This window comes from Agaricicola taiwanensis (assembly GCF_014635245.1).
Lineage (GTDB): Bacteria > Pseudomonadota > Alphaproteobacteria > Rhizobiales > Methylopilaceae > Agaricicola > Agaricicola taiwanensis.
This window is the reverse complement of record NZ_BMCP01000002.1, coordinates 1,133,871-1,152,893: the sequence shown is the minus strand read 5'-3', so window position 1 is coordinate 1,152,893 and position 19,023 is coordinate 1,133,871. Positions and strand designations below refer to the sequence as shown.

18 protein-coding genes are annotated in these 19,023 nt (G+C 63.4%); 12 read left to right on the top strand and 6 right to left on the bottom strand.

Translation table 11 applies throughout. The features are described 5' to 3' along the window. Nucleotides 1-63: 63 nt before the first annotated feature. Entirely contained in the window at nucleotides 64-2,739 is a 2,676-nt protein-coding gene (acnA, locus tag IEV58_RS12885) for an aconitate hydratase AcnA (protein ID WP_188410113.1), read from the bottom strand. 181 nt (nucleotides 2,740-2,920) lie between these two features. Between acnA and crcB the strand changes: the two genes are divergently transcribed. Next, nucleotides 2,921-3,301 (top strand): fluoride efflux transporter CrcB, encoded by a 381-nt coding sequence (gene crcB / locus IEV58_RS12880; RefSeq protein WP_188410112.1) that lies wholly within the window; start codon nucleotides 2,921-2,923, stop codon nucleotides 3,299-3,301. Nucleotides 3,302-3,310: 9 nt separating this feature from the next. Continuing rightward, nucleotides 3,311-4,306, top strand: a complete 996-nt coding sequence (locus tag IEV58_RS12875) for an RluA family pseudouridine synthase (protein WP_188410111.1) — start codon at nucleotides 3,311-3,313, stop codon at nucleotides 4,304-4,306. Here IEV58_RS12875 and IEV58_RS12870 read toward each other — a convergent pair. Then, on the bottom strand, nucleotides 4,273-5,214 hold the full coding sequence (locus tag IEV58_RS12870) for a hydrogen peroxide-inducible genes activator (protein ID WP_188410110.1): 942 nt from the start codon (nucleotides 5,212-5,214) through the stop codon (nucleotides 4,273-4,275). The two genes, IEV58_RS12875 and IEV58_RS12870, sit on opposite strands and share 34 nt — an antisense overlap. Nucleotides 5,215-5,318: 104 nt before the next feature. On the opposite strand from IEV58_RS12870, the gene IEV58_RS12865 reads away from it, so the two are divergent. The 3 genes from IEV58_RS12865 (at nucleotide 5,319) to IEV58_RS12855 (ending at nucleotide 8,431) form a co-directional block, all read left to right on the top strand. Then, on the top strand, nucleotides 5,319-6,827 hold the full coding sequence (locus IEV58_RS12865; RefSeq protein WP_188410109.1) for a catalase: 1,509 nt from the start codon (nucleotides 5,319-5,321) through the stop codon (nucleotides 6,825-6,827). 134 nt (nucleotides 6,828-6,961) lie between these two features. Then, nucleotides 6,962-7,666, top strand: coding sequence for an HAD-IA family hydrolase (locus IEV58_RS12860; protein WP_188410108.1), 705 nt, complete (start codon nucleotides 6,962-6,964; stop codon nucleotides 7,664-7,666). A gap of 9 nt (nucleotides 7,667-7,675) precedes the next feature. After that, nucleotides 7,676-8,431, top strand: a complete 756-nt coding sequence (locus IEV58_RS12855; RefSeq protein WP_188410107.1) for an ATP12 family chaperone protein — start codon at nucleotides 7,676-7,678, stop codon at nucleotides 8,429-8,431. 17 nt (nucleotides 8,432-8,448) lie between these two features. Here IEV58_RS12855 and panC read toward each other — a convergent pair whose 3' ends face one another. Then, nucleotides 8,449-9,297 carry a pantoate--beta-alanine ligase gene (gene panC / locus IEV58_RS12850; protein ID WP_188410106.1) on the bottom strand — a complete coding sequence of 283 codons (849 nt, stop codon included), beginning with the start codon at nucleotides 9,295-9,297 and terminating at the stop codon, nucleotides 8,449-8,451. Nucleotides 9,298-9,429: 132 nt separating this feature from the next. On the opposite strand from panC, the gene IEV58_RS12845 reads away from it, so the two are divergent. Both IEV58_RS12845 and IEV58_RS12840 read left to right on the top strand, forming a co-directional pair. Then, nucleotides 9,430-10,131 carry a VWA domain-containing protein gene (locus tag IEV58_RS12845; protein ID WP_188410105.1) on the top strand — a complete coding sequence of 234 codons (702 nt, stop codon included), beginning with the start codon at nucleotides 9,430-9,432 and terminating at the stop codon, nucleotides 10,129-10,131. A 3-nt stretch (nucleotides 10,132-10,134) separates the two neighbouring features. After that, complete coding sequence (locus IEV58_RS12840) at nucleotides 10,135-10,836, top strand: DnaJ domain-containing protein (RefSeq protein ID WP_188410104.1); 702 nt, start codon at nucleotides 10,135-10,137, stop codon at nucleotides 10,834-10,836. Nucleotides 10,837-10,844: 8 nt separating this feature from the next. Here IEV58_RS12840 and IEV58_RS12835 read toward each other — a convergent pair whose 3' ends face one another. Then, nucleotides 10,845-12,440 carry a D-alanyl-D-alanine carboxypeptidase gene (locus tag IEV58_RS12835; RefSeq protein ID WP_229729406.1) on the bottom strand — a complete coding sequence of 532 codons (1,596 nt, stop codon included), beginning with the start codon at nucleotides 12,438-12,440 and terminating at the stop codon, nucleotides 10,845-10,847. 386 nt (nucleotides 12,441-12,826) lie between these two features. On the opposite strand from IEV58_RS12835, the gene IEV58_RS12830 reads away from it, so the two are divergent. The 5 genes from IEV58_RS12830 (at nucleotide 12,827) to IEV58_RS12810 (ending at nucleotide 17,295) form a co-directional block, all read left to right on the top strand. Next, complete coding sequence (locus tag IEV58_RS12830) at nucleotides 12,827-13,168, top strand: phasin family protein (protein WP_188410102.1); 342 nt, start codon at nucleotides 12,827-12,829, stop codon at nucleotides 13,166-13,168. Between the two features lie 199 nt (nucleotides 13,169-13,367). After that, on the top strand, nucleotides 13,368-13,745 hold the full coding sequence (gene clpS, locus IEV58_RS12825) for an ATP-dependent Clp protease adapter ClpS (RefSeq protein WP_188410322.1): 378 nt from the start codon (nucleotides 13,368-13,370) through the stop codon (nucleotides 13,743-13,745). 9 nt (nucleotides 13,746-13,754) lie between these two features. Then, nucleotides 13,755-16,181: an ATP-dependent Clp protease ATP-binding subunit ClpA gene (gene clpA / locus IEV58_RS12820; protein ID WP_188410101.1), complete on the top strand. Its 2,427-nt coding sequence runs from the start codon at nucleotides 13,755-13,757 to the stop codon at nucleotides 16,179-16,181. A 17-nt stretch (nucleotides 16,182-16,198) separates the two neighbouring features. Next, on the top strand, nucleotides 16,199-16,942 hold the full coding sequence (locus IEV58_RS12815) for an AzlC family ABC transporter permease (RefSeq protein WP_188410100.1): 744 nt from the start codon (nucleotides 16,199-16,201) through the stop codon (nucleotides 16,940-16,942). Beyond that, nucleotides 16,939-17,295, top strand: coding sequence for an AzlD domain-containing protein (locus IEV58_RS12810; protein ID WP_188410099.1), 357 nt, complete (start codon nucleotides 16,939-16,941; stop codon nucleotides 17,293-17,295). The genes IEV58_RS12815 and IEV58_RS12810 overlap by 4 nt, the downstream gene beginning before the upstream one ends. A 3-nt stretch (nucleotides 17,296-17,298) precedes the next feature. Here the strand turns inward: IEV58_RS12810 and IEV58_RS12805 are convergent, their stop codons facing one another. Together IEV58_RS12805 and IEV58_RS12800 are read right to left on the bottom strand one after the other, a co-directional pair. Further along, nucleotides 17,299-17,718 carry an HIT family protein gene (locus IEV58_RS12805; protein WP_188410098.1) on the bottom strand — a complete coding sequence of 140 codons (420 nt, stop codon included), beginning with the start codon at nucleotides 17,716-17,718 and terminating at the stop codon, nucleotides 17,299-17,301. 49 nt (nucleotides 17,719-17,767) lie between these two features. Beyond that, nucleotides 17,768-19,012: a GNAT family N-acetyltransferase gene (locus IEV58_RS12800; RefSeq protein WP_188410097.1), complete on the bottom strand. Its 1,245-nt coding sequence runs from the start codon at nucleotides 19,010-19,012 to the stop codon at nucleotides 17,768-17,770. Nucleotides 19,013-19,023 lie beyond the last annotated feature (11 nt).

The following is a 19,023-nucleotide window of genomic DNA, read 5'->3' as shown; positions in this document are numbered from 1 at the left end:
AACCGGACATGAAACCGCCCAGTTGGATTTGGGCGGGGTGAATGCCCCGGGGTTCCGGTGCCGTCAGGCGCTGAGCCGCACTCCCGATGCTGAAATCTTGTCGAGCACGTAGTGGAGGACCCCGCCGGCGACGTACCATTCAACCTCTCGCTCGGTGTCGAGTCGGCAAAGAAGGTCGACGTCCTTGCGGCCGCTGGGGCCATGAATGATCAGACGGACCTGGCCTCTCGGCACGAGTTTCCCGCCCGGCAGAACAAGGTCATAGCTTTCCTGGCCATCGAGCCCGAGCGAGGATCGCGTCACGCCCTCGGGAAACTGAAGCGGGAGAACACCCATCCCGACCAGGTTGGAACGGTGGATGCGTTCGAAGCTTTCCGCCACCACCGCCTTGATCCCGAGGAGCCGTGTGCCCTTGGCCGCCCAGTCGCGCGATGATCCTGTGCCATATTCCCGCCCGGCGATAACGATGAGCGGTGTGTCCGCCGCCGCGTAATGATCGGCGGCGGAAGGAACGGGAACGATGTCGCCGCCTGGAACAAGCCGGGTCATCCCACCTTCCATGCCCGGCACCATCTCGTTGCGCAGGCGCGGATTGTCGAAGGTGCCGCGGATCATGACGTCGTGGTTGACGCGGCGAGCGAGGAAGGAATGCAGCTCTGCCGGCTGCAGGCCGCGCTCGCGCAGGTAAAGGCCGGCGGGGCTGTCTTTCTGAATGGGGCCGACCGGCGAGATATGGTCGGTGGTGATGCTGTCGCCCAGCATAAGAAGGGCACGAGCCCCTCGTATGTCGATCGTCTCGGCTTTCGGCTCCGCCGCGCCGTCGAAGAAGGGAGGGCGCCGCAGGTAGGTGCTCGTGTCGTCCCACTGATAGGTGCCACCCTGCCGGCCATGGAGGGCCGCCCAGTTGCCGTCGCCGCCGAAGATCGAGGCATAGCTGTCACGGAACATCGACGGGGCAACGAAGCGCGCGATGTGATCCGAGACTTCGGCGTCCGACGGCCAGATGTCGGCCAGGGTAACGGGCGTGCCGTCAGACGCATGCCCCAGAACATCGCGCTCGATGTCTATGTCGATGGTTCCAGCAAGGGCGTAGGCGATGACCAGCGGCGGCGAGCCGATGTAGGCCGCCTTTACAGCGGGATGAATCCGGCCTTCAAAATTGCGATTGCCGGAAAGAACGGCGACTGCTGTCGCATTGTTCGCGGCCATCGCTTCGGTGATCTCCGCGGGCAGCGAACCTGATGCACCGGCGCAGGTCATGCAGCCATAGCCGACGATGTGAAAACCCAGTTCATCGAGCGCCGGCTGCAATCCGGCTTCCGCCATATAATCGGCAACGACGCGGGAGCCGGGGGAGAAGCTGGTCTTCACCCATGGCTTTGCCTGAAGCCCGCGAGCACGGGCATTGCGGGCGAGAAGGCCGGCTGCCAGCATCACCGAGGGGTTCGACGTATTTGTGCAGGAGGTGATGGATGCAATGACGATGTCACCATGCCCGGGCCGAGCATCGCCTGATGTTGCCGGTTTGGGAAAGGCCTCGGCGAAGCTGGAGGCGACCTCCGCCAGCGCGCGCCGGTCCTGTGGCCGCTTGGGTCCCGCCATGGACGGGCGAACCTCGCTGATGTCGATTTCCAGCGTGTCCGTATAGACCGCCGTGGCGGCGTGATCGGCCCACATGCCTTGCGCTTTTGCGTAGGCCTCGGCCAGCAGCACGCTGTCCTCATCGCGCCCTGTCATGCGCAGGTAGCGCAGCGTCTCGTCGTCGATGGGGAAAAAGCCCATGTTGGCGCCGTACTCGGGCGCCATGTTCGCGATGGTGGCGCGATCGGCCAGCGACAGCCGGCGGGCCGCCTCGCCGATGAATTCGACGAGCTTGCCGGTGACGCCCTTCTGCCTCAGGCGCTGCGTCACGGCCAGCACGATATCCGTGCTGGTGACGCCGGGCGCTCTTTGCCCCACGAGATGGCAGCCGAGCACCTCCGGCACCGGCATCATGATCGGCTCGCCCAGCATGGCCGATGCGGCCTCGATGCCGCCCACGCCCCAGCCGAGCACACCCAGTGCATTGATCATCGGCGTATGGCTGTCGAGGCCGACAAGCGTGTCGGGATAAGCGAGCGCTTTCCCCGCCTTCATCTCATGCCAGATGGGCCGCGAGAGGTATTCCAGGTTCACCTGATGCACGATGCCCATGCCCGGCGGCACCACGCGCAGGTTCCGATAGGCCTGTGCGGCCCATTTCACGAACTCATATCGTTCACGATTGGCGGCATATTCCTCATCCATGTTGCGCTGAAGCGCGGCGCGGGATCCGAAGAACTCCGCGGTGACCGAATGGTCCACCACAAGGTCGACGGGGATTGCCGGATTGATGAGCTCGGGGTCTCCTCCGCGCGCGAGGATCGCGTCGCGCATGGCACTGAGATCGGCGAGAAGAGGGATGCCCGAAGAGTCGGGCATAACGATGCGCGTCGGAAAATAGGCGATCTCCTTGGCATCAGATCCCCCGCCGCGCGCCAGCGCCATGATGTCTTCCGATGTGACAACCTCGCCATCCTGATGCCGCAGCAGGTTCTCCAGCAGGATCTTGAGAGAGATGGGAAGCCGGTTGAGATCGACACCCTCTGCGCCCGTAAGCGTCTCCAAGGCAAAATAGGTGTAGCTCTTGCCGCCGACCGCGAGTTCGCGTCGCGCGGCGCCTGTGTCGATCGTGTCGTGCAAAGATCTATTTCCTTCCATTTCGGCAGGCGAAGATCGCCCGCCCGGCGTTGGCGCGCCTCGTATTCTTATGAAGATTATCAGGAGGGCTGCTGGTCATGTCAACGGGACCAAGTATCATGGCTCATTGCCTTCGGGTCGGGAGACGGGCATATCCTTGGCCGCCGCTCGCGGACGGATCGAAGCCTGCAGAAGGTATAGAATGAAACCTCTTGTCCTCGTCATGATCGGCGGCGGTCTCGGCGCGGGAGCGCGGCATCTCGTCAACCTCGCGGCTCTGAGAGTTTTCGGCGTCAGCTTTCCCTGGGGCACCTTCGCGGTGAACGTCATCGGCAGCTTTCTCATGGGTTTGCTCGCGGGCTGGCTGGCGCTGAAGTTCGAAGGCGGCGGAGCCAACATCCGGCTTTTTCTCGCCACCGGCGTTCTCGGCGGATTCACGACCTTTTCCGCATTTTCCTTGGACGCCACGGCGCTCTGGGACAGCGGCCAGCCGCAACTTGCCGCCGCCTATGTCATGGGCTCGGTCGTTCTCGCGCTGGTGGCTCTTGTCGCTGGTCTCGCTTTGGCGCGCTCCCTCACGTAAGAGAAGCACATGAGCGTTCAGACTATCACCGTGAAGGAAGACGAGGACGGCCTCCGGCTTGACCGCTGGTTCAAGGCCCGTTTTCCAGCGCTGTCCTTCGACCATCTGCAAAAGCTTGTTCGCACCGGGCAGGTGAGGGTCGATGGCGCGCGCGCCAAGACGCAGACCCGCCTTGAAGCGGGGCAGGCGATCCGCGTGCCGCCGCTGAAGCTGGAGGATGAGGAGGGCAAGCCGCGACCGCCCAAGCCTCGCTCGGAGGATGAGCGCTTCCTCCGGGAGCTGATCCTTTTCGAGGACAAGGACGTCATGGTGCTGAACAAACCGGCGGGCCTCGCCGTGCAGGGCGGCCCCGGCACGATCAGGCACATCGACGGCTTGATGGAGAGCATGCGCGATGCCGAAGGGCAGAAGCCCCGGCTGGTGCATCGGCTCGACAAGGACACCGCCGGCTGCCTCGTGATCGCCAAGACGCGGCTGGCCGCAGCCGCTCTTGCCAAGACCTTCCGTTCGCGTTCCGCGCGCAAGATCTATTGGGCGCTGGTCGCCGGCGTGCCGAAGCCCAAGCAGGGCCGCATCTCGACCTATCTGGCCAAGGATGCCGGGGCGGACGGAAACGAGCGTATGCGCGTCGCCCGCCATGGCGAAAAGGACGCGAGCCATGCCGTGACCTATTACACCCTGGTGGAAAACGCGGCGCAGCGGGTAGCCTGGCTGTCACTGAAGCCGGTCACCGGCCGCACCCACCAGCTGCGCGCTCATACAGACCACATCGGCCATCCGATCATCGGCGATCCCAAATACTTCAATAAGGAAAATTGGGAAGTGCCCGGGGGCATCCAACACAAGCTGCATCTTCTGGCCAGGCGTATCGTGATCCCGCATCCGCGCGGCAGCGGCGTGATCGATGTCACGGCACCGCTGCCGCCGCACATGCAGCAGTCGTGGAACCTGTTGGGCTTTGATGCTTCCCGCTACGATCCGATCGAGGAAGCGCCGGAAGAATAGGCAAGCGCCAGGCTCTCGCTAGGAAGCGAGGTCCGAACCGCCTCCGCAATCTCGCGAATGTCACGCTGCATGTTCGCCGCACGCCGCCACGCGAGCCCGATCGTCCGTTGTGGGGCAGGGGCGGGAAAGTGCAGCATCTTCACGCGCGGGTCAGCCTGCGCCTCCGAGGATACGAACAGTTGCGGCACCAGTGTGATCCCTTGACCGTTCGCCACGAGTTGAATGAGCGTGGAGAGGCTGGTGGCGCCATAGCTGCGAAGCTGTCCCGCATCGAGCGTGCGGCATACCTCCAGGGCCTGGTCACGGAAGCAGTGGCCGTCTTCGAGAAGCAGCAGGTCGTCGCTGCCGAGCATGGCCTCATTTGCACATGCGTTTTCCGCAAATTGGCTGTCTGCTCCGACGGCAAGCAGGAAAGGATCATCGAACAGCGGCTGCTGGGTAAGTTCGGGCTGGTGCAGGGGAAGGCTCAGGATGACCGCATCAAGCTGGCCTGCCATCAGCTCCTCGACCAGCTGTGCGGTGCGTGTTTCACGCAGCGAAAGCCGGGCATCCGGCACCCGCCGGCGTACCGCCGGCAGCAGCCGGGGCAGAAGATAGGGCGCCACGGAAGGAATGACGCCCAGCCGGAAAGGGCCGGAGAGCGGCGGCCGGCTGCGCCGGGCTTGCGATTCCAGGTCTGCCACGGCGGACAGGATCCGTTCCGCGTGCTTCAGCGTCTCGCGGCCGGTTTCGGTGAGGCGCACCCCCTCCCGGCTTCGCTCCACAAGCTTTTCCCCCAGATGGGCCTCCAGCTCGCGGATCTGCATGGACAGCGCAGGCTGTGTGATCGAGCAGGCCTCCGCCGCGCGGCCGAAGTGCTCATGGCGAGCCAATGCTTGGAAATAGCGAAGATTGCGAAGGGTCAACATCGGTGATCAGATAATCTTATCTTAGAACGGATTCAATCTGATTTGTGCTGATCCTCCTCCTCGGGGCATGGTTGGGCCGGTTTCACTCCGAGGGTACAAAAAAGATGACACGACCGACACTGACCACCAGCGCCGGCGCGCCCATTGCCGATAACCAGAATTCTCTGTCAGCCGGCCCGCGGGGGCCCCTGCTGATGCAGGATTACCAGCTCATCGAGAAGCTGGCGCATCAGAACCGCGAACGCATTCCCGAGCGCGCCGTCCACGCCAAGGGCTGGGGCGCCTATGGCACGCTGACAGTCACCAATCCCGAGATCGCCAAATACACCAGGGCGAAGGTGCTTCAGCCGGGCGCGACCACCGACCTGCTGCTGCGCTTTTCAACGGTGGCGGGTGAGCTCGGTGCCGCTGATGCCGAGCGCGACGTGCGCGGCTTCGCCATCAAGTTCTACACGCCAGAGGGCAACTGGGACCTCGTCGGCAACAACACGCCGGTCTTCTTCATCCGCGATCCCTACAAGTTCCCGGACTTCATCCACACGCAGAAGCGTCACCCCAAGACCAACATGCGCTCCCCCACCGCCATGTGGGACTTCTGGTCCCTTTCGCCGGAGAGCCTGCATCAGATCACGACGCTGTTCTCGGACCGCGGCCTGCCGACGGACGTGCGCCATATCAACGGCTACGGCAGCCACACCTTCTCCTTCATCAACGACGCCAATGAGCGCTTCTGGGTGAAGTTCCACTTCAAGACCCTGCAGGGCCACCGTCACTGGACCAATGCGGAAGCCGCCGAGGTGGTGGGCCGCACCCGCGAGAGCACCCAGGAAGACCTCTTCAATGCCATCGAGAAGGGCGATTATCCGAAGTGGCTCATGCAGGTGCAGATCATGCCGGAGGAGGATGCCGGCAAGCACTGGTACAACCCCTTCGACCTCACCAAGGTCTGGCCGCATGCCGACTACCCGCCGATCGACGTCGGTGTTCTGGAGCTGAACCGCAATCCGGAAAATTACTTCGCGGAAGTTGAGCAGGCCGCCTTCGCTCCGAAGAACATCGTGCCGGGCATCGGCTTCTCCCCCGATAAGATGCTGCAGGCGCGGATTTTCTCCTATGCCGACGCTCATCGTTATCGCATCGGCACGCATTACGAGCACCTGCCGGTGAATGCCCCCAAGTGCCCCGTCCATCACTACCACAAGGACGGCGCCATGAACTTCTTCGGCCAGGTGACCGGCGCCCAGAACGCCTACTATGAGCCCAACTCCTTCAACGGAGCCGCTCAGGATGATCGCTTTGCTGAACCCCCGCTGAAGATCTCGGGCGATGCGGACCGCTTCAACCACCGCGACGGCAATGACGACCATCGTCAGCCCCGCGCGCTGTTCGAACTGTTCGACGAGGGCCAGCGCCAGCGCCTCTTCCTCAACCTGGCGGAAGCCATGTGGGGCGTGCCGCAGGAAATCATCGAGCGCCAGCTCGGTCATTTCACCAAGGTGCATCCGGACTACGGCGCCGGCGTTCGCTCCGCGTTGGAAACCATGACGCGCGAAAAGGCGTCCGAGACCGCCCAGCAGCAGAAGATGCCGCAGGGCGTCGAAGCAGCCGAGTAAAAGGCCGGCCGATCAGGCCTTGAGAACAGGCGAGGGTGCTGCGGCATCCTCGCCTTTTTGTTTGGTTCTCTCCTCAAGCAGGATGAGGTAAGCCCGTGATGGCGGCAGACGGCCGTCGGGGATGGATTGCCGTGATGACGCCGCGCCTTGTTCTTTTTGATGTCGATGGCACGCTGGTCGACAGCCAGCACATGATCGTCGCCGCTGTGACGCGGGCCTTCGAGGCGGAAGGTCTCATCCCTCCCGAACGTGAGGCGATCCTGTCCATCGTCGGCCTCAGCCTCCTGGAAGCCATGCAGACACTGGGGAACCATCAGCCGGGCTTCCCCGCGGCCGCACTGCGCGAGCATTATGCGGCAGCCTTCACCGAACTCCGGCTTGCAGGCCAGCATGACGAGGTTCTGTTCCCAGGCGCTTTTGAAACTGTGGAGCGGCTGTCGCGGCGCGATGACCTGTTGCTCGGCATCGCCACCGGCAAATCCGTGCGAGGCGTGCAACGCATGCTGAAGACCCACGGCTTCGAGGGGCGTTTCCTGACCATCCAGACCGCCGACGATAATCCGTCCAAGCCTGATCCCGCCATGGTCCTGCGTGCCATGGGAGAAATGGGCGTCACGCCGCAGGAAACCGTCATGATCGGTGACACTGCCTGGGACATCCGGATGGCAAGAGCCGCCGGCGTCGCCGCGGTTGGCGTTGGCTGGGGCTATCACCCTGACGAGCTGCTGGTCGAAGCGGGGGCGAGATGCGTCCTGAAGGACTTCCTGGAAGTGGAAGCGGCTGTCGACGCGGCGCTCGCCGAGGCGGATGATCTTTCGCTTTCCCTTGAGCCGCACTAAGTCAAAGCCATGAGCGAAATTCCGGCCGATGATCCCATGCGCCAGGCGCAGCGCCTGATGCGCCCCGAGCTCCCAAAACGCTTCTACAAAAGCGCGGAGGCCGCTGAAGAGAATCAGCATTTTACGGTCCATCTTGACGGCCGGCCGATACGCACGCCGGCAAGGCAGGCGATCGCGCTGCCGTCGCGGGCGTTGGCCATCGCGCTGGCCGAGGAGTGGATGGCGCAGGGTGAGCGCATTGACCCCCTGACCATGCCTCTGACCCGTCTGGTCAACGTGGCGATCGACGGTGTGACCGGCGAGCGAAATGCCGTAGCCGACGAAATCGTCAAATATGCCGGATCCGACCTTCTGTGCTATCGGGCCGAAGCGCCGGAAGGCCTCGTGCTCAGCCAGAGCATGCAATGGGACCCGGTGCTCGCCTGGGCGCGCGATGACCTCGACCTCAGCTTCGTCCTCGTGCAGGGCATCAGCTTCACCGATCAGCCGGAACCGACACTTGACCGCATCCGCGAACTGGTCGCCCCGCTGGACCCGCTGCGGCTGGCGGCACTTCACACGATCATGACGTTGACTGGTTCCGCGCTCCTCGCGATTGCCGTCTTCAAGGGCCGCCTCACCGCCGATGAAGCCTGGGCTGCCGCCCATGTGGACGAGGATTGGAACATGCAGCTCTGGGGACGGGATGAGGAAGCGATGATCCGCCGCTCCACCCGTTTTGCGGAAATGAGCGCGGCACACCGCCTTCTGGCGTTGCTCGACTGACCGCCGGCATCTCTGGATCAGGCTCGCGGCACGGCGATGTTGTCGATGAGGCGGGTGGTGCCCAGCTTGGCCGCCGCCAGCACCCGCAGCGGCCTGTCATGTGCCTCCACGGCCTCAAGCGTCTCGGCGTCCCGCACCTCCACGTAGTCGACGTCAAATCCCGCCGCTGCCAATGCCTCTCGCGCCTGCGCCACCGCAGCCGCGATCGGATCGCCCCGGCTGACCACCTGGGCAAGGTCTTGGAGGGCCATGTGCAGCCGCGGGGCCACCGCCCGTTCCTCCTCGGACAAATAGACGTTGCGGGAAGACAGCGCGAGGCCGTCCGCCTCGCGTGTGGTCGGCACGCCTATGATCTCGACCGGCAGGTCCAGATCCTTGGTCATGCGCGAGATGACTTTGAGCTGCTGGTAGTCCTTCTCGCCGAAAAGCGCGACATCCGGAGCGCAGCGGTTGAAGAGCTTTGTCACCACCAGCGCTACACCGGCGAAGAAATGGGGGCGGGTGATGCTTTCAAGGCCCAATGCCGGGCCCTCCAGCGAGATCTTTGTCGAAAAATTCGGCCCATACATATCCTGCGCCGTCGGCGCATAGAGCGCGGACACAGCGGTGCCGCTCAGCGCGGCATAATCCCGCTCCAGGTCGCGGGGATAGCGCCCGAAGTCTTCGGTGGGCGCGAATTGCGTCGGATTGACGAACACGGAAACGACCACGCGCTCGGCCAGTTCGCCGGCGCGCCGCACCAGATCGAGATGCCCCTGGTGAAGGGCTCCCATGGTGGGAACGAGCGCGATGCGCTGTCCATCCGCTCGCCAGGCGGCCACCGTGGACCGCAATTCATCGAGCTGCGCGATCACCGGGATCGTCATTCTGGAATCTCCAAGAAAGGGGCAGGGCGGCGCGGACCCTAAATCCATGGGGGCTGTGGTGCAAATGAAGGTTTGCGCCGGTTGCAGCGGCCAGGCCCATCCTCCATCTTTCCAGTAAGGTCAGGGAGAGAAATGGCAGGCAACAAGACCATTCCGGCGGGTTCCGGCACGGCGCCGTCACGCCAAATCGCGGACTTCGTGCAAGAGGCACGCAGCATTGCACCGGCTGCGGGCGGCAACGGGCTGATCTTCGCCCTGGACGCCACCATGAGCCGCCAGCCGACATGGGATCGCGCCTGTCTCCTCCAGGCTGGCATGTTCGACGAGGCGGCCAAGGCCGGCGGCCTTCATATTCAGCTTGTCTACTATCGCGGCCTTGGTGAGTGCCGCGCGAGCCGCTGGGCTCACGAGGCGAAGAGCCTGAAAGCCATGATGGAGAAAATCGATTGCCGCGGAGGGCACACGCAACTTGGCCGCGTTCTGCGCCATGCGGCCGGTGAGGCAGCCAGGGGGCAGGTGAAGGCGCTGGCCTTCGTTGGAGATGCCTTTGAGGAAAGCCTTGATGATGTCTGCGCCGCTGCGGGCGAGGTGGCTCTGCGTGCTGTGCCCGTCTTCCTTTTCCAGGAAGGAAGCGATCCCGTTGCAAGCCGCGCCTTCAAGGAGATCGCGCGGCTGACGCGTGGCGCCCATTGCGTCTTCGATGGATCCGCTGCCGATGAGCTGGGCGCGCTTCTGCGGGCCGTGGCCGCCTATGCGGCCGGTGGTGTTCATGCTCTGAAGCAGCTTGCGGAACGCCAGGATACGGCCCGGCTGCTGCTCGCGCGGATGGGCTGAGCCATGGGCCTTCTCTCACTGCTGGCGGGCATTCTTGTTCTCGTGCTCGGGATCTGGGGCGCCAATACCTTCGTCCGTACCAACCCTGCCCATCTGGCAGGTCGGATTTATCTTTCGGGAGCGGGGCTGGCTTTCGTGGCGGCCATAGCGCTGACGGGGGTGGGACGCCCGGCCTTGGCCATGCCGCTCGTGTTTCTTGGGCTCGCGCTATGGCGGAAATACAAGCAGAACCAGCCGATACGAAAAGCATCGGGACGCAGTTCTCGCGTCCGCACGCATATGATCGAGATGCACCTCGACCATGACAGCGGAGCGATGGAAGGGCGGGTTTTGTCCGGGAAACACTCAGGCCGCGCCCTGCGCGACCTGGATCTTGGTCAGCTTGCCGATCTTTGGCATGAGGCAGCCGGGGATCCGGACACCCGTGCCTTACTTGAAGCTTATCTCGACCGCCGGTCGCCCAGCTGGCGTCAGCACCGTGAGGCTGATGCTGAGCCGCGGGGGCGTGGCGCGGCGGGCGATGGGCCAATGAGTGCGGATGAAGCGTATCAAATCCTGGGGCTTCAACCGAACGCCGGGGCGGAAGAGATCCGCGGTGCGTATCGGGCGCTGATGAAGAAAGTCCATCCCGACCAAGGGGGGTCGGCGTACCTCGCTGCTCGTGTGAACCAAGCGAAGGATTTCCTGCTGGGTCGCCATGGCTGATCCCTCCATCAATTCCGGATGGCGAAACAGGCGATGTCGCGGTTCTTCAGTGCCTTGCAGGCGGCCTGGGCGGTTTTCTCGGTAAAGCCTGCGAAGCGGGCGCGGTAGAGAGTCTGCTCGCCCTTCTGCACGGGTTCGGTGAAAGGTTCAGCACGGGAAAGGGCGTTGCTGGCACGAGACTGAGCCCGCTGCAAAAGGTTTTCCGCCTTGCTCGGGTCATCCGTGGCGCCGACCTGGATCAACCAGCCGGTGCGCACCGACTCCGGCACATTGGCGGAGGCGACGGCGGCTGCCCGAGCCTCGGGCGCAACCTGCGGCACCGACGCGGCTGCGGCAACCGGCTGTGCGGAGGTAACGGCAGCTTTGCCCGCGGTCACCGCCTTCGGTCCTTCGACCCAGCGCATGGCGGGGGTCGTGGTGGTGTTGGCCAAGGCAAGCGCCTCACCGGGCGTTGCGTCGCTGCGCTCGGAGGACAGCGCTGCAGGGGTTACAGCACGGTGCACGGAGGCAACGATGTCGATCGGGTTCTTGGCCAGCGGACGGGTTGCCGTCGAAGCGGCCGAACTGGCAGCGCTGGCCGCGGCGGTGGTGACGGCCATCGTGGGCAGGATCGGAGCCGGGGTGGGAATGGCAGCGGCGCGCGGTGCCGGTGCCGCGGCAGGCAGCGGAGCGACCGCTGCGGCAGAGGCCATGATCACATCGCGCGGTGCGGCGACCGGCAGCGGCACTTTCGCAGCGGCGATGCTGCCCGTCGTGGACGGCATCTCAGCGCGAGCGACGAGATCGTCGGTGTAGCTGCCGCGGGTCGCTTTCGGCATATATTCTTCGATGAGATCGCGCATCCGGGCGTCGCGAGACGCTCCGCTGCGGCCGCCCATCACGACCGCCACAATATGCCGGCCGTCGCGCTCCACATTGGTGGACAGGTTGAAACCGGAGGCGCGGATGAAGCCGGTCTTGATGCCATTTACTCCAGGAACGCGGCCGAGCAGTTTGTTGTGGTTGCCATGGACCCTTCCCTTCCAGCTGAAAGAGCGGGTCGAGAAATAGGCGAAATAGCGGGGATAATGTTCCTGGATGGTGCGGGCCAGCACTGCAAGATCACGGGCGGTGGTCTTCTGCTCGCTGTCCGGCAAACCGGAGGCGTTACGGAAGGTCGTGCGCGTCATTCCGATGGCGCGAGCGGTGCGTGTCATGCGCCGGGCGAAAGCACTTTCCGACCCCTCGATATGCTCGCCGATGACAACGGCGACATCGTTGGCGGACTTGGTGACAAGCGCTTTGATGGCATCTTCGGCGGTGATGACATCACCTGGCCGCAGCCCCAGCTTGGACGGAGGCTGCGCCGCTGCATTGGCGGTGGCGCGCATGGGCGTATCGAGCTTCACCCGTCCGCGCTGCAGTTCCTCAAAGAGGATGTAGAGCGTCATGATCTTGGTGAGCGACGCCGGATACCGATGGGCATCGGCGCTGTCCTGATGCAGGACACGGCCATTTTTGGCATCGACCACGATGGCTGCGTAGGGCGGATTATATCCGCCGGACTTGCGCTTGCGCGCCGCCTCCGCCGGAGTGACGCTCGCCAAGGCCAGCGCCGTGATCATGACCGCCGCTCCCGCAGCGAGGCAGATTCTTGAAAAATACGCGTTACGCAACTGCATCACACCGTCCCCGCGTCTCGCGGCATCTGCCGCGCGAGCTGACGAAACGCGAGGACTTCCCCCGACCGTAAGGTCTCTTCTCCGGGCAGCGGCCAACATGGCGCTAACCGGAAAGGATTATCCCCGTGCTTCTCTTCACGCCGTTACCTCGGCGCCACATAACCCAACCGTAAGAAATCGCGGTTACGCATGAGTTAATCGAATTGAATAAAATTCTCTTCATTGTGCATCGCAACAAGATGGTTGACTTCCATGGTGCGTTGCATCATATAGGCGAGGGGAGACTAAACTCCCTGGAACAGGCACGTAAACCCTAGGGAGCAGAATCTATGGCTGCGACTTTTGACGACATGCAGAAGATCGGCAAGGACAATGCGGATGCGGCTCTGAAGAGCTTCGGCACCATGACCAAGGGCGTTCAGGCCATCGCGGTCGAGGTTGCCGACTATTCCAAGAAGTCCTTTGAAGACGGCTCCGCCACCGTGGAAAAGCTCCTGGGCGTGAAGACGCTGGACAAGGCTGTCGAGATCCAGGCCGAGGCCGCAAAGGCAGCTTATGAGGCTTTCCTGTCGCGCGCCACGAAGATCGGCGAACTTTACGCGGACCTTTTCAAGGACGCTTATCGCCCGTTCGAGGCCGCGACCGTTAAGGCGACTGCTGCCACCAAGTGAGTGGAAGCAAAGATTGATTTCGAAAGCCCGGCGGCAGCCGGGCTTTTTTTATGTGCCCCGCTTGCCGGGCGGCGCCGCTGTTACAGGTTTGTGACCATCCATATCTGGCGAAACCGAAGACTCGTTTATAAGTTAATTAAGCAGCGGAAGGGGCATGATGAAGGTTCCAGAAGTGACGGGTCGGGTTGCCATGTCGGATATGCCGGAAGCACAGGGTAAGGTCGATCGCGCGTTCGAGGGCATTACCCTCGCAGGGCGGGTTCGCGGTACGGGTGGAGATGGCGCGGGTACGGCGATCGTCACCAAGATCAAGCCGCAGGTCAAAAAGCCGAGCCTCTATCGCGTTTTGCTTCTGAACGACGACTACACGCCCATGGAGTTCGTCATCCATGTGCTCCAGCGCTTCTTCAATAAAAATCAAGAGGACGCGACGCAGATTATGCTTCACGTCCATCAGAATGGGGTAGGGGAATGCGGCGTTTTCACCTACGAAATCGCCGAGACCAAAGTGACCCAAGTTATGGATTTCGCACGGCGCCAGCAGCATCCGCTGCAATGCGTCATGGAAAAGAACTGAGAGGCTCTCGTGCCATCATTTTCGCGCAACCTTGAACAGTCGCTGCATCGGGCGCTCGCGCTCGCAAACGCGCGAAAGCATGAATATGCGACGCTTGAACATCTCCTGCTGGCGCTGCTGGATGATCAGGATTCCTCAGCCGTCATGCGCGCCTGCAACGTCGATGTCGACATCCTCAAGCGCAATCTGAATGAATATATCGACAGCGAACTCGACAACCTCATCACCGACGGCCACGAGGATTCCAAGCCGACCGCCGGCTTCCAGCGCGTCATCCAGCGCGCGGTGATCCACGTGCAGTCATCGGGCCGCGAGGAGGTGACGGGCGCCAATGTCCTGGTCGCGATCTTCGCCGAGCGCGAGAGCCATGCCGCCTATTTCCTGCAGGAGCAGGACATGACGCGCTACGACGCGGTCAATTACATCAGCCATGGCATCGCCAAACGTCCTGGTCACACCGAGGCGCGCCCCGTGCGTGGAGCTGAGGAAGAAACCAGCGGTGAGGACGCGGGCAATACCGCCACGAAGAAGAAGCAGGACGCGCTGGACGCTTACTGCAACAACCTCAACATCAAGGCCCGCGAGGGCCGCATCGACCCATTGATCGGGCGCGATGGAGAGGTGCAGCGTGCGGTGCAGGTGCTCTGCCGCCGGACCAAGAACAACCCGCTGCTGGTGGGTGATCCCGGTGTCGGCAAGACGGCCATCGCCGAAGGCCTGGCGCGCCGCATCGTGCGCGGCGAAGTGCCGGACGTGCTGGTCACCTCCACCATCTATGCCCTCGACATGGGAGCGCTCTTGGCCGGCACCCGCTATCGCGGTGATTTCGAGGAGCGCCTGAAGCAGGTGGTGAAGGAGCTCGAGGCGACGCCCGGCGCGATCCTTTTCATCGATGAGATTCACACCGTGATCGGCGCCGGTGCCACCTCCGGCGGCGCGATGGATGCGTCCAACCTGCTGAAACCCGCTCTGGCCTCAGGCTCGCTGCGCTGCATCGGCTCGACCACCTACAAGGAGTATCGCCAGTACTTCGACAAGGACCGTGCCCTGGCACGGCGGTTCCAGAAGATCGACGTCAATGAACCGACGGTGCCTGATACCATCGAGATCCTGAAGGGTCTGAAGCCCTACTATGAAAGCTTCCACGGCATCCGTTACACCGCCGAGGCGATCAAGGCCGCGGTGGAACTGTCGGCTCGCTACATCAACGATCGCAAGCTGCCGGACAAGGCCATCGACGTGCTGGATGAAACGGGCGCCTCGCAGATGCTCGTGCCGGAGTCGCGCCGCCGCAAGACCATCGGCGTGAAGGAGATCGAGGCCACCGTCGCCACCATGGCGCGCATCCCGCCGAAGTCCGTCTCCAAGGACGACGCCGAGGTGCTGCGCCATCTCGAGACCAACCTCAAGCGGGTGGTCTTCGGCCAGAGTGCCGCCATTGAGGCTCTGTCGGCGGCCATCAAGCTGTCCCGCGCGGGTCTGCGCGACATGGAGAAGCCGATTGGCTGCTATCTCTTCTCCGGCCCCACCGGTGTCGGCAAGACCGAGGTCGCCCGCCAGCTGTCGGACCTCCTGGGCGTCCAGCTCCTGCGCTTCGACATGTCGGAGTATATGGAACGGCACACGGTCTCGCGCCTCATCGGAGCGCCTCCGGGCTATGTCGGCTTCGACCAGGGCGGTCTTTTGACCGACGGCATCGATCAGCATCCGCATTGCGTGCTGCTGCTCGACGAGGTGGAGAAAGCGCATCCCGATCTGTTCAATATCCTGTTGCAGATCATGGATCACGGCAAGCTGACGGATCACAACGGCAAGCAGGTCGATTTCCGCAACGTGGTGCTCATCATGACCACCAATGCCGGCGCGTCCGATCTGGCCAAGGCCCCCATCGGCTTCGGCCGTTCCAAGCGCGAGGGAGAAGATACCGACGCGATCAACAAGCTGTTCGCGCCGGAGTTCCGCAACCGGCTCGACGCCATCATCCCCTTCGCCAACCTTCCGCAGGACGTGGTGCAGCGGGTGGTCGAGAAGTTCGTGCTTCAGCTCGAAGCACAGCTCGCCGACCGCGGCGTCACCATCGAGCTCGACGAGGAGGCCACCAACTGGCTGGCGGAGAAGGGCTACGATCCGCTCATGGGTGCGCGGCCTCTGGCCCGCCTCATCCAGGAGACGATCAAGAAGCCGCTTGCTGAGGAGGTCCTCTTTGGCCGCCTGAAGGACGGCGGTACGGTCAAGGTCATGGTCGAGACCAAGGAAGACGGAAAGACGGGCCTTGGCTTCGATTTCCCTGCCGGTCCGGTCGAGCCGAAGCCCGAAAAGGTCGTCACCGAACGCGCGGAGCCGGAAGCCAAGAAGCCGCGTAAAACGACGGCATCGAGAAAGAGGGTGCAGCCCGGCAAAGGCGCCTCACCCAAAGCGCCACTGGTCAAGACCTGATGCGGTGAGTGCGTGACATGAATGCTTCTTCCGACGAGGGCCAAGCGCCCTCGTCTCGTTTTATGTGGTTTTGGCGGGGCTCCCGCCAGGCGTTCGGCGTTCCGGGACTGATCCTGTTCGGATCGATGCTCGGGTTCGGCGGGCTGGCGGCGCAGTCCGGGCTGCCCCTGGACATCACCATCGCCATGACCGCGGTGATCTGGGCTCTTCCAAGCCAGGTGGTGTTGGTCGGCGCGATCGCCGGTGGGCTGTCGCTTTTGACGACGGCCATTGCCGTAACGCTTTCGGCGGTGCGGCTTCTGCCCATGACCGTCGCCTTGATGCCGCTGATCGGCGCGGGCAAGCCGTCCCGGATTTCGCTGCTTGCGGCCTCGCATTTCATGGCGGTCACGCCTTGGGTGGCGGCCCTGCGCTTGATGGGAAACATCCCGGTTCATGGGCGGGTGTCATGGTATCTGGGGCTTGGTGCCACCCTGTCAGCGACCAACACCATCGCAACCGTTCTCGGCTTCTGGGGCGGTTCCAATCTTCCTCCCGCTCTGTCGGCCGGCCTCGTGTTTCTGATGCCCGTCTATTTTCTCGTTTCGCTGACGATCGCCGCGAAGGTCCGGACCGATTACCTGGCGCTCGGCTTTGGTCTTGTGGCGACGCCTCTGGCGACGATGTGGTTTCCGGAAGCTGATCTTCTGATCGGCGGCGTTGGCGCGGGCACGCTGGCCTATCTCGCCCACCGGACGCAGAGGAAGGCAGGCGCGACATGAATTGGTCCTACCATGCCGATCTTGGGCCGCTTTGGCCTTATGTCTTCATCCTTATCGCCGGCTTTGTCGCAACCGACTGCTGGCGCTGGGCGGGGGTTTTTCTCGGGAACTCCATTTCCGAGGATTCCGAGCTCTTCGTGTGGGTGAGGGCGGTTGCCTCCGCTCTTGTCGCAGGCGTCATTGCCAAGGTCGTCCTCTTTCCGCAAGGCTCGCTGGCGCAGGCACACGTGGCCTTGCGGATCGGTGCCATCGGTGCGGGCTATGCCGTGTTCTTCCTCACTGGCCGGCGCTTCGTTCCCGGCATCATCGTCGCCGAGGCCATATTGATCGGCGGCATGCTCGCCGGTCTCTGATCGTCAGGCCAGCGCCGCGCGGATCGCTTCCGCGTTGGCGGCCAGCACCTCGGGCTTTTCCATCTGGCCCGTGTGAGGCTGCATGGCGACACCCTCCCAGCGCGGCACGATGTGGAAGTGAAGATGGAACACCACTTGGCCGCCGGCGCTCTCGTTGAACTGCTGGATGGTCAGCCCATCCGCTGCCATGGCGGTGCGGACGGCGCCCGCCACCTTCTGCACGGTCGTGATGACATGGCCCAGCACTGCGGGATCGGCGTCGAGGATGGTGCGGGCGGGCGTCTTGGGGATCACCAAGACATGGCCGTTCGCGCGTGGCATGATGTCCATGAAAGCCAGGGTGTGCTCGTCCTCATAGACCTTCTGGGCGGGCAGCTCGCCCCTCAGGATCTTGGCGAACACATTGTCGTTGTCATAGACCATCGATGCTCTCCTCATGTCGGCCGGCAGCTTGCAGAGCGGCGCACGAAGGTCAAGCCTCGTCACGGCGGAACGGCAGGTAGCTGCCCAGAACCTCGCCTTCGTGGAGCACCGCCGCCCGCTCACGTTTCAGGAAATCGGCTACCGCGTGGCCAAGGCCAGGATCAACGAAGGCATGGGCGGAGCGGGTGATGGTCGGCCGGTAGCCGCGGGCGAGCTTGTGTTCGCCTTGCGCGCCGGCCTCGACACGGGCAAGCCCTCGCTCGATCGCAAACTCCATGGCCTGGTAATAGCAGACTTCGAAATGAAGGAAGGGGTGGTCCTCGGATGCCCCCCAATTTCGGCCGTAGAGCGCCTTGTCACCGATGAGGTTCAACGCGCCGGCGATGTAGCGCCCCTGGCGCTTTGCCATGACGAGCAGCACACGGTCGGCCAATGTCTCACCCAGGAGGCTGAAGAACGAGCGCGTCAGATAGGGCGAACCCCACTTGCGGGATCCCGTATCGAGATAGAAGCCGAAGAAGGCGTCCCAGTGATCCTCCGTGATGGCTTTGCCCGTCAGCCGCTCGACGGTGATGTCGTTCTGCAGCGCGTCCCGCCGTTCGCGACGGATGTTCTTGCGCTTGCGGGAGGAGAGGTCGGTGAGAAAATCGTCGAAGCTGCCATAGGCGTCATTCTGCCAGTGGTATTGCTGGTCGATGCGCGAAAGAAAGCCCTCCGTCTCGAAGGCGTTATGGTCCGCTTCTGAAAGGAAGGTGGCATGCACCGACGAGGCGCCGAGGCGCCGCATCACGGTGCGAAGTCCATTGATCAACAGGCGGGTGGCGGCAGCCGCGTGAGGGCCCGGCCGCACGAGCAGCCGGCGGCCGGTGACCGGCGTGAAGGGCACACAGACCTGCAGCTTCGGATAATAGGCGCCGCCCGCGCGCTCAAAGGCCTCGGCCCAGCCCCAGTCGAAGACATATTCGCCGCGGGAATGGCTCTTGAGATAGGCGGGCACGGCCGCAAGCATGGTGCCGTCGGCATCCTCCGCGATCAGATGCGCGCCGCCCCAGCCTGTCTCTGGGGTAGCGGATCCGGACACTTCCAGAGCTGAGAGGAAAGCGTGAGATATGAAAGGATTGAAACTCTCATCTTCATCTGTAACGTGAGGTCCCGGATTGGCGCAAGCATCCCATGCGGCTGCCTCGATGCCCGCCATAGAGGGCGTCAGGCGCAGGGTCAGGTCTAGGGATTGGGACTGCGACACGTCTCTAAGGTAATGATCCTGGCCGCCGCGCCAAGTGGTTGCCGTCATCGCACGGAACC